Annotated in this window: 14 protein-coding genes; 9 read left to right on the forward strand and 5 right to left on the reverse strand. The window is 56.3% G+C overall.

Annotated features, from left to right (window positions below):
* Positions 1-88: 88 nt before the first annotated feature.
* Together ggt and SH139x_RS25480 are read right to left on the reverse strand one after the other, a co-directional pair.
* A complete protein-coding gene (gene ggt / locus SH139x_RS25475; RefSeq protein ID WP_488356091.1) occupies positions 89-1,762 on the reverse strand; it encodes a gamma-glutamyltransferase in 1,674 nt (557 codons plus the stop codon).
* 206 nt (positions 1,763-1,968) lie between these two features.
* Positions 1,969-3,606, reverse strand: coding sequence for a DUF4332 domain-containing protein (locus SH139x_RS25480; RefSeq protein WP_488352556.1), 1,638 nt, complete (start codon positions 3,604-3,606; stop codon positions 1,969-1,971).
* A gap of 161 nt (positions 3,607-3,767) precedes the next feature.
* Between SH139x_RS25480 and SH139x_RS25485 the strand changes: the two genes are divergently transcribed.
* Together SH139x_RS25485 and SH139x_RS25490 are read left to right on the forward strand one after the other, a co-directional pair.
* A complete protein-coding gene (locus SH139x_RS25485) occupies positions 3,768-4,502 on the forward strand; it encodes an RsmE family RNA methyltransferase (protein WP_488352557.1) in 735 nt (244 codons plus the stop codon).
* A 246-nt stretch (positions 4,503-4,748) separates the two neighbouring features.
* Positions 4,749-6,653, forward strand: coding sequence for a redoxin domain-containing protein (locus SH139x_RS25490; protein ID WP_488352558.1), 1,905 nt, complete (start codon positions 4,749-4,751; stop codon positions 6,651-6,653).
* 67 nt (positions 6,654-6,720) lie between these two features.
* On the opposite strand, the gene SH139x_RS25495 is transcribed toward SH139x_RS25490, so the two are convergent.
* Positions 6,721-6,855: a hypothetical protein gene (locus SH139x_RS25495; protein WP_488352559.1), complete on the reverse strand. Its 135-nt coding sequence runs from the start codon at positions 6,853-6,855 to the stop codon at positions 6,721-6,723.
* Positions 6,856-7,020: 165 nt separating this feature from the next.
* Between SH139x_RS25495 and SH139x_RS25500 the strand changes: the two genes are divergently transcribed.
* The 3 genes from SH139x_RS25500 to SH139x_RS25510 all read left to right on the forward strand — a co-directional run bounded on the left by SH139x_RS25500 (position 7,021) and on the right by SH139x_RS25510 (position 10,230).
* Positions 7,021-8,127, forward strand: coding sequence for a D-TA family PLP-dependent enzyme (locus tag SH139x_RS25500; RefSeq protein ID WP_488352560.1), 1,107 nt, complete (start codon positions 7,021-7,023; stop codon positions 8,125-8,127).
* 45 nt (positions 8,128-8,172) lie between these two features.
* A complete protein-coding gene (locus SH139x_RS25505; RefSeq protein WP_488352561.1) occupies positions 8,173-9,075 on the forward strand; it encodes a cation diffusion facilitator family transporter in 903 nt (300 codons plus the stop codon).
* 171 nt (positions 9,076-9,246) lie between these two features.
* On the forward strand, positions 9,247-10,230 hold the full coding sequence (locus tag SH139x_RS25510) for a ThuA domain-containing protein (protein WP_488352562.1): 984 nt from the start codon (positions 9,247-9,249) through the stop codon (positions 10,228-10,230).
* Between the two features lie 53 nt (positions 10,231-10,283).
* On the opposite strand, the gene SH139x_RS25515 is transcribed toward SH139x_RS25510, so the two are convergent.
* Positions 10,284-11,357 carry an NAD-dependent epimerase/dehydratase family protein gene (locus SH139x_RS25515; RefSeq protein ID WP_488352563.1) on the reverse strand — a complete coding sequence of 358 codons (1,074 nt, stop codon included), beginning with the start codon at positions 11,355-11,357 and terminating at the stop codon, positions 10,284-10,286.
* Positions 11,358-11,479: 122 nt separating this feature from the next.
* Between SH139x_RS25515 and SH139x_RS25520 the strand changes: the two genes are divergently transcribed.
* The 4 genes from SH139x_RS25520 to SH139x_RS25535 all read left to right on the forward strand — a co-directional run bounded on the left by SH139x_RS25520 (position 11,480) and on the right by SH139x_RS25535 (position 15,287).
* Positions 11,480-12,265, forward strand: coding sequence for a metallopeptidase (locus SH139x_RS25520; protein WP_488352564.1), 786 nt, complete (start codon positions 11,480-11,482; stop codon positions 12,263-12,265).
* Positions 12,266-12,401: 136 nt separating this feature from the next.
* A complete protein-coding gene (locus SH139x_RS25525) occupies positions 12,402-14,087 on the forward strand; it encodes an A24 family peptidase (protein WP_488352565.1) in 1,686 nt (561 codons plus the stop codon).
* 115 nt (positions 14,088-14,202) lie between these two features.
* Positions 14,203-14,736 carry a hypothetical protein gene (locus SH139x_RS25530; RefSeq protein WP_488352566.1) on the forward strand — a complete coding sequence of 178 codons (534 nt, stop codon included), beginning with the start codon at positions 14,203-14,205 and terminating at the stop codon, positions 14,734-14,736.
* Positions 14,733-15,287: a hypothetical protein gene (locus SH139x_RS25535; protein WP_488352567.1), complete on the forward strand. Its 555-nt coding sequence runs from the start codon at positions 14,733-14,735 to the stop codon at positions 15,285-15,287. Before SH139x_RS25530 ends, SH139x_RS25535 begins: the two co-directional genes overlap by 4 nt.
* 215 nt (positions 15,288-15,502) lie before the next feature.
* Here the strand turns inward: SH139x_RS25535 and SH139x_RS25540 are convergent, their stop codons facing one another.
* Positions 15,503-17,176, reverse strand: a complete 1,674-nt coding sequence (locus SH139x_RS25540; protein ID WP_488352568.1) for a hypothetical protein — start codon at positions 17,174-17,176, stop codon at positions 15,503-15,505.
* Between the last annotated feature and the right edge of the window lie 141 nt (positions 17,177-17,317).

The following is a 17,317-nucleotide window of genomic DNA, read 5'->3' on the forward strand; positions in this document are numbered from 1 at the left end:
GGCGATACACGGCATGAAATCTCGTCGAAAAGGTGGGTGGCGGGAACCTAAGAGGATGGCAGACGGAGCGGCCAGCTTCAAGATGGACTTAGAAACCGGCCGCTTGACCATCCTTTCGCGACTCGCTGGCCCCGTAATAAACGTCCTGTTCGGCGTCGTAGCGAATCGCCTGATAGCCACCGTAGGGACCGACAGCCCACTCGACTTTGTGACCCCGCTCCATCAATTCACGCACCGTTTCGTAAGCGAAGCCCGATTCTAACTGCACCTGGCCACCATCGGTCATCTCCTCGCCAGTCGGTTGTGAGGAACCAACATGAATCAATCGCGGGGCATCACCCGCTTCTTGAATGTTCATGCCAAAGTCGATGATGTTTATCATGATTTGAGCGTGCGCTTGAGGCTGCGTCGCTCCGCCCATCACGCCAAAGCTGAGAAACGGTAAGCCGTCTTTGGTAACAAAGGCGGGGATAATGGTATGAAAAGGTCGCTTACCGGGCGCGTAGGAATTTGCCAAGCCGGGTCGCAAATCAAACAACTCGCCCCGGTCTTGCAAACAAAACCCCAGACCAGTCGGGCACATACCCGATCCCATCCCGCGGTAATTGCTTTGAATCAAAGAAACCATGTTGCGATCTTGATCGGCGACGGTCAGGTAGATGGTGTCGCCTCGTTCCAAGGCTGGATTCCCAGCGGCCACCCGCCGGGCGGCCCGATCGGGCCGAATCAGCGCGGCGCGATTTTTCGCGTAAGCGGGCGAGATCAGCTCACTGACGGGGATCTCAGTAAACGCCGGATCGGCATAAAACTTAGCCCGATCTTCAAAGGCCAATTTCTTGGCTTCGACAAAATAATGCAAATGTTCTGCGCTGCCAAAACCAAACTTGGCGATCTCATACTGTTCAAGCATGCCTAAGATTTGCAAAGCGGCAATACCTTGTCCGTTGGGAGGTAATTCCCACAAATCATAACCACGATAGTTATAAGCGACGGGCTCCACCCATTCACTTTTGTGAGCGGCAAGATCCTCATAAGAGAGGAAACCATCATGTTCTCGCATAAAAGCATCAATAGTTTTAGCGATGTCACCTTTATAAAAAGCGTCGCGACCCCCGTTGGCAATCTCCGTAAGTGTTTTGGCTAATTGTGGATTCTTAAAAATCTCACCCTTGGCGGGCGCTTTACCGCCAGGCAAAAAGGTTTCTTTGAAGCCCGGGTATTTACCCAGCCGCTCGCTTTTCTGCCAATAATGGGCGATCAATTCCGAGACTGGAAAACCCTCTTCGGCATAGCGAATCGCGGGAGCCAAGATCTCCGGCATGGGCATTTTCCCAAACCGTCCATGCAATTCAAACCAACCATCCACACAACCTGGAACGGAAACCGGCAAAGGCCCCAGGGCGGGTATCGATGTTAGCTTGCGACGCTGAAACTCTTCGATCGTCAAAGACCGCGGTGATCGACCGCTGGCGTTAAGCCCATACAGTTGCTTGGTCTTATTATCCCAAACAATTGCAAACAGGTCCCCACCGATTCCGTTACCCGTCGGTTCCATCAAACCCAGCGTGGCGTTGGCAGCGATGGCCGCATCGATGGCGTTGCCCCCGTCGCGAAGGACTTGCAGAGCGACTTGCGTGGCCAACGGCTGGCTGGTGGCGGCCATCACTCGCGGTGCAATCACTTCCGAGCGGGTGGCAAAGTTGCGACCGGTGATCCTGTCTTGGGCCGAAAGCCGCGGGGGCGAAGTGCAGATGAAGCACATCAGCAACGCCACACCGAGCAGACTCGATTTCAGCCATTGTCGGTTCACCAGTGGCGAATCAAGCGCAGGTGCTGGGGACTTTGTGGGCGAACTGGCTGGACGGAGCCTGATAGCAGGAAACAAAAATCTCACTGTGGCGGCCTCGGGCGTTGAGCGAAGAAATCAACGCTCCACTGTATTCGCCACCGGCAGCGGTGAGAAGCATGTTAGGCTGCCGAACGGTCTGATTCCCCTGTTTCAGACAGAGTGGTCGGCTCGACGGCACTGTTCTGCTGGTCGGAGAATCGCTGTTTGGCTAACGATACCCAAGTGAGAACGGTCTCTCGGCCGGGGCGTTTCGCGCTCCACAGAAACCTTCGCCCGGCCGGTCCGTCAGCAAAGCGATTGAACTTGGCGAGCAATTCCTCGGAATCCGCGGTCGCCAAGGCGTAGAGTGTGCAATAACCCGCCCCGACTAATAATTGAGCATCGCAAACTCGCAAACTGGGGATCGCCAACATCAGCCGCGTCTGGGATTGCCATTCCGCGATCTCAGCCACACCGATCCAGCCAACCTCTAACTTGGCTACCAAGCGTTCAGGATCCGCGTGCAAGAATTGGCCAATCTGTTTGATCTCAAGCCGCTCAAATCTGGCCGCCGTCTTGGGCCCGATCGAGGGCGCTTCGACAATCGGGCTGGTCAACGTCAAGCTGCGTTTGCTGCGAGAGAAACTGATTTCCAGCGGCTCGAAAGCAGACTTGGCGGCCACGTCGGCAAAAGTTAGTCCGGGCAAAGTTGCTTCTGGATTCGCCGGCGATTGTTCAAGAGTGAGGGCTTGATCGGATGACGCTGCGGTGGCCTGGTTCGGCGTTGGCAACACGACTCGCAATGTGGTCGGTTCCTCGCTGCCCAGCTCTTTGCCGCGTTCAGCGAGTTCCCTCAAGCGAGCGTATTCCTGTTCGCTGTCTCGGACCTCAAGAACTCGCCGCACAAGTTGCACCTCCGCCGGTTCGTGCGGACCCAGTTCGCCCGTTTCGTGATAATGCTGGAGCAGTTGTCGCACTAATTCACGTTCCCGCCGTGAGTCCAAGCGTTGTCCCAGCCAAGCGACCGGGAGCCGCAGGGCGGCCAGCAAACTGCCAGAGTGTAAAGAGACTCGCGGCAACGGCACCACCGCCTCGGCAGCAGCGCGATCAAGAATCCGCGCCCAACCAACAATGGCCACCCCAAAGAGTTCCGCCAGGGCGTCGAGCGATTGTTCGCTGAGACCGTGCCGTGAATTTTTACGAGCCGCCTCGAGGTCATAGCTGGAGACTAGCGTTTCATAAGATCGATGCGCCAGCTCCGCACCACGCCGCACGGCGGCGGGCAACCAATCGGGTTCAGAGGAAAGTTGAAAGATAATGCGAAAGCGATCATCCCGCCAACGCGACAAAATACTGGAATAAGATTGGCAAATGGTCCATTCCAAGGGACGATGGACGACCGCCTCCCGCGGGCTCTGAGCCGTATGCAAAGGCTGCAGCGGATCAGTAAAATAGTGACTGAGGACTCCCGTGGCGTGCGCGGCATCAGCCCACGATTCGCTTTTCAAATGCGTTTGGATCCGCTGATACCAGCGCTCGGCTGCGCGGGGAGCGCCCCCCCAATAATTGTCCGCCACGTGCACGACATGATTTTGAAAATCACGGAAACGCACATCGGGGTCTTTGGCTCCTGCTAAATACTGCGAGTGATAACGCAACAGCATCCGCGCCAAGGAACGGCCGGCATCGGTGCGGACGTAACGCAGCGAGTCGAGCGCAAAATGATGGTGCGTGCTGCGACAATAGGCAGCTTTCAGGATTAGCAACAAGCCTTCCATGCCGGAACCCAAAAATAGGAGACGAGTATCCGTTTACAACGGCTGTCCCCTCCTACAACATATCGGCTGCCAATGACAAGCTTAGATCTTCTTCGCAGTGCAAAACGCGCAGGCTGGCTTTCCAGCCACGTGCTCTGCTCCGCCGTAGCCAGGTGCCCCCGATGACCCGTCGATATTTTGTTCCCGATTTGCCCGCCCAAGGAGGCTTGGTCGCGCTGCCCACGGAAGAAGCGGTGCATGCCGCTCGGGTGATGCGGGTCGCCGTGGGTGACCCGGTCGTGCTGTTCGCGGGGGATGGTCGGCAGGCCAGTGGTGAAATCACCTCCGTGGACCGCCGCCGCGTCTTCTGCCAAGTCGCCCCCGCGAGCGAAGTCTCTCGCGAACTCCGCGGCGCGATCACCATCACAGCCTGCCTGCCCAAAGGGGATCGCGCTAAATGGATGGTCGAAAAATTGACCGAGCTGGGCGTTGCCAACGTGCAGCCAATCGTCACGACGAGATCCCAAGCCACCCCCTCGGCGAGCACGTTGAACAAACTGCGCAAACAAGTCATCGAAGCTAGCAAGCAATCGGGCCGCAACCAGCTGATGACGATCCTCGAGCCAACAGATTTTTGCGACCACTTGGCAGCTCTTGATTCCCAGGAAGCATTTTCGCTAAAGCAGCAACTGAGGGTGATCGCGCACCCCGGCGGAGCACCGCTGAAATCGCTTGACTTGACAATTCAGTCGGCAGTGAACCTGTTCATTGGTCCAGAAGGTGGATTTACGGATCAAGAAGTGGAGGCTGCCAGCGACGCTGGTTGTCAAGCGATCGGGCTGGGACCGACAATCTTGCGAGTCGAAACTGCCGCCACGGCGGCCGCCTCCGCGATCATTGCGATCGCCGGCTGGTAAACCCAGCCGGCGATCCAAATGCCTCTAAATCCCTGCAAATCTACATCTTTTTGTGTAGATTTATTGCCACTGTCTGTCGGTTAAAAATTGGCGATGGCTGAAACTGTGCATGGCTTTGGCGAGTACTTAGCGTGTAGGATGCAATTAGTTATCTCATTTAAATTGGCTCGCGACGAGGTTGGCATGGTTTTCAGATTGGTGCAGAGATCTTTAATCGTGGCATGCGCTGTGGTGGCCTGCCAATCGATGGACCCACGAGTTGCCTTGGCGGAACCGAATTGGGACCAACCGGTTCGCAACTTGGATGTGGCCGACTTTCGCGGTCGCGTATGGAAGATGAGTGACTTTCGTGATGCGGACATCATGGTGGTCGCTTTTTTGGGAACCGAGTGTCCGCTGGCCAAATTGTACGCGTCGCGACTAACTGATTTGCAAGATAAGTTCGCCGATCAGCGGGTGGCGATTGTGGGTGTGATGAGCAACCGCCAGGATTCGATCGCTGAGATTTCCGCCTTTGCCCGCCGTTATCAGATTGAGTTTCCATTGTTGAAGGATGCCGGCAACCGCTTGGCCGACGCGATGGGTGCCGAGCGAACCCCCGAAGTTTTCCTGTTGGACCGCGAGCGAAATGTTCGTTACTGGGGCCGGATCGATGATCAATACGGCATTGGCTACGCACGCGAGGAGCCGCAAAAGCATGAGCTTCGCGAAGCGATCGAGAATTTGCTGGCGGGTCAAGCGGTGGCGAACCCGCAAACACGTTCGGTGGGCTGCATTATTGGTCGGCAGAAGAGTGTGGACGAGTCGGCCACTGTTTCATTCACCGGTGAAGTCGCCCGCATTCTCAACCGTCGCTGCGTGGAATGTCATCGCGAGGGCGAGATTGCTCCATTTGCTCTAGCCGACTACGAAGAAGCGGCTGGCTGGGCCGACATGATTGCCGAAGTGGTGCGTGACGGCCGCATGCCCCCCTGGCACGCCGATCCCAAGTACGGCTCGTTCAGCAACGATCGCTCGATGACGCCCGAAGAAAAGCAAACGCTGTACGATTGGGCTAATGCCGGGGCGCCGCAGGGTGATCCAGCCGACTTGCCAGAGCCACCCACGTTTGTGACCGGTTGGCAATTGCCACGCGAGCCCGATTTGGTGCTCAACGTCTCCCCTGAGCCGTTCCAAGTGCCGGCGGACGGTGCTGTGGCTTATAAATACTTCAAAGTCGATCCGGGGCTGGACGAAGATACCTGGTTGGAAGCGGCCGAGTTTATCCCTGGGAACAGGGCCGTCGTGCACCACATTCTCGGTTTCTACCGGCCTAAGGGTTCGAATAAACCGATGGCGGCGGAGCGTAGCTTCCTCGTCGGCTACGTGCCCGGCGCGCGTGTCGAGCAGAATCCGCCCGGCATGGCTAAGCGGCTTCCCGCAAACAGCGAGCTTGTTTTTCAAGTGCACTACACGCCAATCGGTACGCCTCAGCTTGATCAGAGCAAATTAGGAATGGTTTTCGCCGATCCTGCCAAGATCACTCATGAAGTTGTCACCAGCAGCGCGGTGCAAACCAATCTGAGGATTCAACCCGGCGACCCCAGTTACCAAGTCTCCGCGATCATTCCTGAATTATTGCCCAAGTCCTTGCTGTTAGGGATGAGCCCCCATATGCACCTGCGCGGCAAAGCGTTCCGCTATGAAATTGTCAAACCAGATAGTCAGCGAGAGACCATTTTGGATGTTCCGGCTTACGATTTTAATTGGCAGACGACTTATCAATTCGCCGAGCCGTTGGAGTTGGCCGCCGGTTCACGGATCGCTTGCACCGCGGTATTCGACAACAGTGAAGACAACCTCAACAATCCGAATCCCCAGGCTCTGGTCCGCTGGGGAGACCAGACCGACGATGAAATGATGATTGGTTATTTTCATTACGCAGTGAAGCTCGACGATCAGGGCAATCCTCTTGGGAGACCCGCAGGCGGCGTGGCTGAGGATGAGCGGATGAGCCAGCTATTGAGGCTCTTCAGCTTTCTCGATAGCGACGCTGATGACCGCATCGATTTGAGCCAGGTTCCCGAACGGATACGCCGCAGAGTGAGCGCCTTGGACAGCAATCAAGACGGCATTTTAACCTTGGACGAAGTTCGCCAGGGGGGTAGATGAATAGTCCCCCGCTCGCCAGCTCTTTCCGGCTGACCGGCACGATCCACAGCATGTTCCTAAATGGTTATCAAGATTTAGGCTTTGTTAGTGAAGACGTCAACGAGATCGTTCGATAATTAAACTTGTCGTCAAAGTGACGATCGGCGGCGGTGATCTCGCTGGGGCAGACGAAGAGCACCGCCAGCCGTATCAAGTTTGTCATCAATGACAAAGTTTGATGAGGGCGTTGGAGCTTCCTGGGCAGTACAGCTCCATCGCCCTCTTTTTTTTTGCGACTCTATTTTTCTTGAGAGTCGCTCGGCCCACATCATTGGGCCCAACCCCCACACCGGTTGACGCGGTGCTTGCGGCGAGTAAGCTACCGCGCATGACAGACTGGTACCGCATCCACAACGCTGCTGATGTTCCCTCTCCCGCTCTGCTGATCTACCCAGAACGAGTTCGCGAGAACTTGCTGAAAATGATCCAGCTGGTTGGCGATCCGGCTCGTTTGCGCCCGCATGTCAAAACGCACAAAATGCCCGACATTATCCGGCTCAAGCGTGAACTGGGGATCCGCAAATTCAAAGTGGCCACGATTGCCGAGGCAGAGATGACGGCGGCAAATGGTGGCGAGGATGTGCTGTTGGCCTACCAACCGGTGGGGCCCAACGTGCAGCGTCTCTTGAAATTGGTAGCCATTTTCCCCCACACTCACTTTTCCACGCTGGTCGATAATCTGGCGTCATTGGGTGAGATTGCCGCCGCCGCTCAGGACGCGGGAACCACGATCGATATGTACCTCGATCTGAATATTGGGATGAACCGGACCGGCATCATTCCTTCGACTGCCGCGCTGGAATTGTACCGCCAGATTGCGGAAACGGCGGGCGTGCGGGCTGCCGGCTTACACGCTTACGACGGGCATCTGCACGATGTTTCGCCGACCGCTTTGGCAGCCCAAGTCACGGAAACGTTCCAGCCAGTGTGGGAACTCCGCGAGCGGTTGCAAACGCAGGGCCTGAAAGTCCCCAACTTAATTGCGGCCGGGACACCCACCGCCAAGATACTGGCCGAATACCCTGAACTGGAAGTCGGCCCCGGCACCACGGTGTTGTGGGATTTTGGACAAGCGGCAGTTTCACCCGGCATGGGGTTTCAACAAGCCGCCGTGCTGTTGGCTCGCGTCATCAGCCATCCGGCCGAAAATCTAATCTGCATTGACTTGGGACATAAAGCGGTGGCCTCGGAAATGCCTCACCCGCGGGTGCGTTTCTTTGGGCTCGAGCAGGCCGCCACGATCGTTCACAGTGAAGAGCATCTGGTGCTGGAAGTGGAAGATCAGGCCGCTTTTCCAGTCGGCACGGTACTCTACGGCGTCCCCAAACATATTTGCCCCACGGTGGCGCTTCACCAACAAGCTTATTGTGTGCGAGCTGGTAAAGCTGCCGAAACTTGGCCGATCACGGCCCGCAATCGCCAACTCACGATTTGAACACCGTTTTCTACCATCCCGGTTCCTTGCAATCGCGAGCCTGATGTGGAATCGAGCCCTTCGATTGCTGAACTTTACCGCCAAGTTACCAGAGCCGCGTTGCTCGGCTTGGTGATCAATCTACTGTTGGGCTGCGTCAAGCTGGTTGGTGGCATCGTCGGTCACTCCTTCGCGTTGATTGCCGATGCGGTGAATTCAATCGGCGACGTGGTCACGACTTTAATTGTTTTGATTGCCCTGCGTGTCGCCCAGTTGCCCGCCGACGCCGAGCATCCTTACGGACACACCCGAGCGGAAGGTATCGCGGCCACAAATGTGGCCCTCCTGGTAATCGTCTCAGCATTGGTTGTCGGCTGGGAGGCAATCCAACGATTTGGACTCCCCACGGTGGCCCCACCGTGGTGGACGCTGTGGATTGCGGGCGTCAACATTGTCATTAAGGAGGGGCTATTTCATTATAAGATGCGAGTCGGCCGACGCACCGGCTCATCAGCAATCGTGGCTAACGCTTGGGATCATCGCAGCGACGCACTTTGCGCCTTAGCAGTCTTGATGGGTTTGGCCGCGGTCCGTTACGGAGGGCCCTATTTTCACTGGGCGGATGAAGCAGCATCGCTAGTCGTCGTGGGGGCGATTGTTTTTTCGGGAGTCAAATTGTTTCGCGGCAGTGCCAGCGAGCTGATGGATGTGCAGGCCGAACCGAAATTTGTCGCCGAGATTCGCGGCGAAGCGATGCTGGTTGAAGGAGTTCGCGAGGTCGAGACGCTGTGGGTCCGCAAATCGGGGTTGGAGTATTTTGCCGACATTCACATCGAAGTCGACCAGCATTTAACCGTTGCCGCCGGCCACCAAATTGGCCATCAAGTCAAAGATCGCTTGCTGACCCGCTTTGCCGCGCTGCGCGATGTGCTCGTTCACTTAGAGCCGTATCCGCACACCCACCCTTAAGCACCTCCCCAGAAGTCATTAAGCAAAGAACTCGATCAGCAAAGAACTCGCGGATAGTTGTGCAGCCTGCCGCCGTTTGAGTAAACTGTTTCACCGACGATGCTTGCTCGCAGGGAATTCCGTCGGCTCCCATTTCCCCTCCTCCCCGCCTTTTCGCGAGAACTCAAATCGATGTTTGGAAGAACACCTCTGGTATTATTGTCGACAACCTTGATTGGTTTACTGTGCTCCGCGACAACGCTTTGCTCCCCAGCCCAGGGGCAAGATGATGCTTGGGAACAAAAGAAGAAAGAGCGGTTTCGCCCCATCAATGACAACCAGCGGATGATGATTGTCAACGCGGTTCCCGATCAACCCACTGCCAAGCCCCAGGCGGCTCGTCGCGTCTTGGTTTTCTACCGCTGTGAAGGATTCATTCACACGTCGATCCCGCACGGCAATTTGGCCACCCAAGAAATGGGTCGCAAGACGGGTGCTTTTCACGTCGATTTGGCGGACACTTATGATGTTTTCACGAGCGAGAATCTGAGCAAATATGACGCGGTTGTGCTGAACAACACGACGCATCTCAAGTTTCCCGAAGCGGCCCAGGAACAAGCTTTATTAGATTTTGTCGCCGCCGGCAAAGGCTTGGTTGGTTACCATGCCGCCAGTGATAACTTTTATCAGCACCCACGATCGGCTGCGATGGTGGGTGGACAGTTTAACGGCCACCCCTGGAACGCCGGTGGGACTTGGGCTTTTAAGCTGGATGATCCACAACACGCCCTCAATAAGATGTTTGGCGGCGAAGGGTTTTGGCACCAAGACGAAATTTATCAATATCGTCCTGACACCTACCAAGGACCTGAGGTGTTACGTCTGCTGGTCTCGCTCGACATGAGCAAGTCGGCCGTGACCGATCAAATCAAAAACGATGGCAACGGTGGCTACGCTCCGGGGCCGCGTGAAGTACCCGTCTCGTGGGTGCGAAAATTCGAGAATGGTCGCGTCTTCATTACCAACTTTGGGCACCGCGAAGAGACTTTCTGGAACCCCGCCGTGATCAAGCATATGCTCGACGGAATTCAGTTTGCTTGCGGTGATTTGGCTGTCGATACCACGCCAACTGCTGAGCTGGAAAACCAGCAACCAGCGCTCGCCCCAGCTCGTTGAGCAAGAGTCGCGTTTCGTTCCGCCGAAAGTATTAAATTCCCAGTTCCCGACCATCAATCGCGACTGGCGGGCGGAATGACTTGTTGATCGATCATCTGCTGGACCATCTCGACCAGCGATGATCTCCAGCAGCGATATTGCAAACCCAATTCTTCAACGCTGCGCCGGTTATCCGCGGCGAAGCGGTAGCCGACGTTTCTCGCTACCATTTTGCGAGTTAGCGTTTTGTCGATCAGCGGGCCAACCAACCAGACGAGCGACTTGGGTAAGGTGCGACTTGGAATGGGTAACGAATCGCCAAAACGTTCACGCAGCGCCGCGGCGATTTCGGGAAAATGACTGTTGGCCGCTGAGACAATATATCTCCCCGCGGAGTCGCGACGAAAAGCGGCTTTGCAATGCGCCGCGGCCACGTCGCGGACGTCGACTAGGCCTATGCCAAAGTCTGGCACGCCACTCTTGAGCGTGCCGTTGACAAAACCTTTGATCAAATCAAACGATGCCGATGTCGGCTGGCGATTCAAAGCGGGACCAATGACCAGCGAGGGATTGATCGTAATCAAGTCCCACTGTTGTTGTGATTTAGCGAATTCCCAGGCCTCGCGCTCGGCTAATAGCTTCGAGTATGAATAAGGTTGATGCTCCAGCGAAGATGAACGATTCCAATCGGCCTCCGTGAGCATTTGACCGGGCAGCCCGTGAATATCCGCATTGTCACCATACATCGCCGCGCAACTGCTGGTCACGACAACGCGTTTGACATTCCCTGAGCAGGTCGCCTCGGCCAGCACATTGCGAGTACCAGCCACCGCCGGCTCGATAATGTCCCGCTGGGGGTCTTGCGAATTTAAACTGAACGGGGATGCGGTGTGAAACACCAATTGGCAGCCCCGCATGGCGGTCGCGAAAGCTCCCGGCTCGAGCAGGTTGGCAGAAAACAATCGCAGGGTACCGGGGGCCGCAGCAGATAATGTCTCCAGATACCCGAGCCTGTCGCGGTCCATTGCGTCTCGCACCGTGCCATGCACCTTGAAACCGTCGTCGAGTAGCCGTTTGATAATCCAACCAGCCACATAGCCGGTTGCTCCAGTCACCAAGACAGGCTGAGTTGGCTCAATAAATTCCACAATCACTCACTGATGTTATTGTTCGTGTAGTATGGTCGCAGCACGTCTGTTACCTGCACACCCCGTTCCCACTCGCACTGTTCCCACTCGCACTGTTCCCACTCACCCGGAAAGTTTATCGCATGACTCGCACCGCTTGGTTTCCATCACACCGTCGGCTGCTATCGCCAGCCCTCTTGTTGAGTTGCTTGGCGGCCCTGTCGACAACGTCCGTGGCCCAGCAACCCGCCGCCCTGGTGGAGGACCGCGTTGCCTCAGCGAATGGGCAAGCTGCGGACCATCAAGTTCGCGATCTCGAAGGCTGGCAAGTTCATATTGACCCCGTGTTGCTGGAGCAAGGAGACCAAGCGGATCTGGGAAGCCGAGCACTTTCCATGCTTGCCAACCATCTGCAACGAATCCGCATCTTGGTGCCCTCTCCCGCTTTGGAGAAACTGCAAACGATCGCGATTTGGATCGATTACCAGCATCCCGAATTGCAAGGCATGCAGTACCATCCCAGCCGGCGTTGGCTGGCCGACAACGGGCATGATCCCCAATTAGCCAAAAAGGTGCACATCTGCCGAGCGGAGCAATTGTTGTCGCGTGAGCAAATGCTGAAGCATCCGGCTGTGATTCTACACGAACTAGCGCATGGTTTTCATGACCAAATTTTGGGCTTTGATCATCCACCGATCCGCCAAGTGTTCGAGCAAGCGAAAGCGGCTGGCAGTTATGAACGCGTGCTGCTTTACACGGGGGCCGAAGTCCGGCATTACGGCTTGACTGATCACAAGGAATACTTTGCCGAGGGGACGGAAGCCTACTTTTATCGCAACGATTTTTTCCCGTTCGTGCGGGCCGAACTGAAACGGCACGACCCTGATTTTCATGATCTCCTCAAGCAGATTTGGGAGGCGAAGGACTGAGCGGTCGCGGCGACGAGCTATTTACTTGCACTCTCGGTGCATTTACACTCTTGGTGCAGGGAGTTCGTTGTGCAGGACCCCTATTGTGCTGGATTCCTTCTGGCATTCCCGGCTTGTCAGCCACAAGAGCAACCGCATGCGACTCGCAGAGGCCAATCCAGCTGATTCGTTAGGTGCCGAGTATCTCCGCATGATGCTCGGCGGAACGGGCGTTGCTTTTGCCCTGTACTGGTTATTGCAGGGGGAATTTGGCTGGGGTGGACTGGGACTCGCCGTCGCGGGAATGGGCTTGTCCCTGATTGCGGCGGCCAGCCAGTGGCAATGGAGCTGGAACGCTAGCGTGGGTGCCGTCGTGGTGCGGATTGCGATTTGCGGTGGGTTGCTGGCGGCTTGCCTCACGGGCTGGTATCGTCACGATCTATCGGCCCTGCCCGCCGGTGAACCATTTGTTGTCTTTTCCCTCCCCGCGCTGGCACTTTATCTCGGCATCCTGATCGTGTGGAACCTGCGTCTGCTGCTGCAACCATTATTTTTCGGTCCTGGCCGGCTGCCAGGCGACGTGGAACGCAGTGGCGAGTCACCTGGGGCATACAGCTCAAGCAAAGCAGGCAATTTAGAGGAAGCAGGCAACAGCGAGTTGCTCGACGCCGCGGCTGGATCATTGGTTGAGGATGAACCTCAGCTGGCGACTGAGCCGAGCTCCCATGCCGCCGGTATTCGGCGTTTGGTCGGCGGGCTGATGCTAGGCGGGTTGTTGGTTTACATGGTGTTGCTGCCCACGGCTCAATGGTTGCAGCAGTGGAACGCGAGCCCCCAAGAAACCTACGCGCTCGAAGAAGAGTCGCTGGGCGAGATTTTTCGAATTCACTCGGCGAAAGTCGCAATTTTTGCCATTTTTGTTGCCATCGGCGCCTCGTTTGGGAGTTTTCTCAACGTGGTTGCCGAGAGTTTACCGAGCGGACGTTCCATCGCCCTCCGCAGTTCCGCTTGCCCGCAATGCGAACAGCCGATTCGTCGTGTCGACAACTTGCCAATCATCAGCTACTTGCTCCTAGGGGGGCGTTGCCGCAGCTGCCAAACCGCGATTCCCCTCAGGTACCTGTTAACCGAACTGACAGGCGCCGGCCTGTTTGCCGCGATGTTTATCGGTGAATTGGTTTCGGGTGCCGCCAATCTTCCGGGTGTAAAGCAGCCGATGTATACGGGGATTGTGTGGATTATCCTGTACACCAAGTGGAATGTGGTTGCCGTGACCGCCTATCACTTATTTTTGTTCTGCACTGTCATGACGGCCGTCTTCGCACAAGTTCAACGGCTCAGCTTGCCGCTCCGATTTTGGCTTCCCGCCCTGTTGCTGGCGATTGGGTTGCCAACCGTCTTTCCTGACCTAATGCCCCTAAAAATAGACGCGTCAATTGCCGCTTGGCTGCCCCTGTCCAACTTGTCGGTGGGCCTGGTCAGCAGTTTAGCGGGGCTGGCAGCGGCCGTAGCGACTGCTCCGTTACTCGGCCAATTCGCGCGCCGCACGTTACTGACTAAGCAAGCGCCGCCCAGCGAGGATACCGACGGCGAGGATACCAGCGATGGTGGCAGCACGTTAAGTTGGTCGTTGTGTGTGTTAGGAGCCGGTTTGGGCTGGCAAGCGACAGTCAGCATTGTCGTGCTCTGCGTCGCAGCGTTGTTGCTGTTACGATTGCTCCCGCCGGTGCGCCACACCTTCGGCCAACTGGGCCCCACGGCCCTGCTGTTCTTGGTCGCACTGGCGCACCAATTGGCCTGGCAATCTATTTTTGAATGGACTCGGGCGATCTGGTCCGGCTAACCGGGGGGGGCGTTTTCGCGGTGAACCAATGCTTTCCTTGCTACGTACCCAGAAAAAACCCATATTTACAACCCTTGTGCAATTGAATTCTTCCCCGATTTTCCGTAGGACACCGATGCGTTATTCGTCACTCCCCACCGGACGCTTTTTCTCCTTGCTGACCATCTCCCAGTTGCCCCTGGTGGCGGTTCTGTGCTGCTGCAGCATGGGTTGCTCGCCGAGCACTCCCGTCACCGATGAAGCGGCTGCCACGGAAGAGTCGGATCATGATCACGCTGGCCACGACCACGGGGATCACGACCACGGGGATCAGGACGAGCCTTCGCTCGAGTCGCTGGCGGCTGGTTTAACTAAGCTGGAGAGTGAGTTTGCGGTGATCAAGGCAGCTTTCGAAAAGAACTCGCCCGAGGACGCTCATGATGAGCTGCATGACATCGGCCATTTGCTGGAGTCGCTGGAGCACTGGGTTGCCAGCGATGCGGCAGCGAACGAAGTTGACCAAGCTGTAGCCACACCGCTGGTGAAAACCTTGTTCACCAGTTTTGGCAACCTTGACGACACCCTGCACGGCGTAGAAGGGGTGGACATTGAGGCCAATCTCCAAGAGATTTCTAGTACGATCACTCAATTGAAGGAACTGGCGAAATGAGCTCCAGTAAGTTAGGGATGGTAACGGTTTGCTGCAGCCTATTGCTTGCCGGCTGCGGCACGCCAGAGTCTTCGCAAATCGATCAGCTGCGCGAGCAATTTCTGGTTGAATCGATCGGCGAAACCGCGACGAGTTTGGCGACCGCGCTCGAGTTGGAAGATCGCGAGCCGGAGTTAGTCTTGGCCGGCAAAATCTACGGCGGCGACCTGTCTCCCTTTGATGCCAAAAAGGCCAGCTTCACCATTGTCGAGCTTCCCGAACCGGGACACAACCACGACGATCCAGGGGATTGTGTCTTCTGCAAACGCAAGCTGGACGAGGCCGCCATGGCCGCCGTGCATTTAGTCGACGATCAATCCGCTACGATCGAAATGCCCGCCGACAAATTACTGGGATTAACCTCACAAATGAGTGTAATGGTCAAAGGCAAGACCAAACGCGTCGGAGATATGTTGATCGTGCAGGCGACCGAGTTGTGCATTTTGGATGACGCGAAAGCAGCCGAGCTATCGGCCGCGTTCAGGCAGCCCAAAACGGCAGAAACGCCGTAGCGCGATTGCGGTTAGCGGTTTTGCGCTAGCCACCGTTTGTTGCACGCGATTGGTTCGGTGCAAAACGAGAATCGCGGCAATCGCCATCGCGGCTAACGGGAACCGCAGCACTGACGGTCTAACCCGTCAACAAAAAACTCTCCCGACTCGATGCCGGGAGAGTTTTTTTCGATTTGTGAGTCACTGAATCTCGTGACTTTAGCACATTTGGCAAACTAGAAGGCGCCAGCGGGAGCTTGTTGTTGCCGAGCGGAGAGCACACCACCGACCGCGCGCAGCACACCTTCTCCGAGGGTAAACTTGACAACCGAACCGCGTTCGATTGCTTCCATTTTAATCCCCAGTGAATCGACTTCGGAGAACGGTACGATGCCATCGATCATGGCGGCGACTGGCTCGCTCGGTGCGATCGATTGGGCGAACTCTAGGATCGGCAACAGGTTTAAGATCGCTTGGCTATACGGCCGATCGGCGGGGACTGTGTCCTCGCTGCCGCTATCAATCAAACCTTTGAGCAGTGCTTCACTTTGCTTGCCGAGCCCCAAGTAGACAACGTCATCGCCGGTGCCAATCGTCAAACGCAAGGTTTCGCCGAAGATCATTTGAGCTTCTTCCTCGGATGCAGGAACATCGGTTTCGATGTAGTGCATTGTGACTCCCGAGTACTCGGCCGCATCAAAAGAGAATCGCAGGTTGGCGCTGCCACCGGTCTTTTCTTCAATCTTGGCGGCTAGCTCTTTAGCCAAAGCGGCGACTTTGTTGCCATCAGAAACAAAGAAGCCGGCGACTGCGTTCAGCTCTTGATTTTCCAGTGTGAACATACCGCCGGCATCGGTCTTACCTTCCGCGATGGTATCGATTCCGATTTGGATCAGTTTGTCAAAGAAGTTTTCCAACTCGGCCCGATCCGCTTCGCTCAAGTTTTCAACTTGCTCGAGGGCGGTACGCACCGAGGCGGTCGACTGCTCAAGGGACAGTTTGGCTTGCTCGATTCCCAAGTCGCTGATCGAGGTGGCGCCGTGAAAATAGCCGGCGACTTCGGGTTGAATTACCGCGGCGAATTTGCTGGGAATTGCCCGCTGGTCCGCGGAGGCTTTCGCCAAATCGGTGCCCGCTGCGGCGACGGAAACAATTTCCATCATTAAGCGTTGTTGGTCGGGCTGAATGGCAAAACCGAACTGCAGCAATTCGGTCTCATTGATGACGGTTTCAAGTTGCTTCAGCGACTGCTCGCCCATTTCACGGATTTGGGCTGCCTGCTCTTCGGGTTGCATTGCCATCGCACCCTCAAAGCCCTGCCGCATGGCTTCCAGAGCTTCCATTCGTTGGGCGGGGCTTAGTGCGCGGACGTTGACGCGAACGCCAATGTCGTAATCATCACCCATCCCGTGCAGCCAAGCGACGGGATCGGCCGGCAAGGACTTCAGCAGTTCTTGATTGGCAGTCACATAGGCCCAATCTTCTTGCTGGCGAATGAAGATAATGTTGGGACCCGCGGCGATTGCCAGCGTGCCATCCCCAAGATCATCGGGAGGACCGACAACGCCCTCAACCGCTCGGAGTAAAAGTTTAACGTCCGTCGTGGGAATAGCACCCAGTGGAGCGGGGACACCATCGAGCACTGGGAAAGCAACCACGATGGGACGCGTTTTATCGAGCCCGTTGGTGTAAAGCCCGGCCATTCCTTGAACCATACCGCTGGCCTGCGACTGACCAATGGCTGAAGCCACGTAATTAATGTCGTTCATCAAGCGGTTGAAGTTAGTGATCGACACGACCACCACCGGCTCATTGGCCGCTTCTTCTTGAGCTAAGGCTGAAACCGGCGCGGCAGCCAGGAGGGCTGCGGCGGCGATTGCGAAACCTCGCAATCGAATCCCCATGAGCATTGTTGAAAGTCCTTTGAAGGATGAAGAAATGGAAAACTCTAACTCTCTACACAGACTTTACCCGAGAGTCAAAGCTCTGGTTTCGAGCCGGCCCTGTTTTGGCGGCGGTCCTGTTGGCGCCTGCCGCGGCCCCCCGCGATC

The sequence above is a fragment of the Kothea flammea genome, assembly GCF_052161645.1.
Lineage (GTDB): Bacteria > Planctomycetota > Planctomycetia > Pirellulales > Pirellulaceae > Laterigemmans.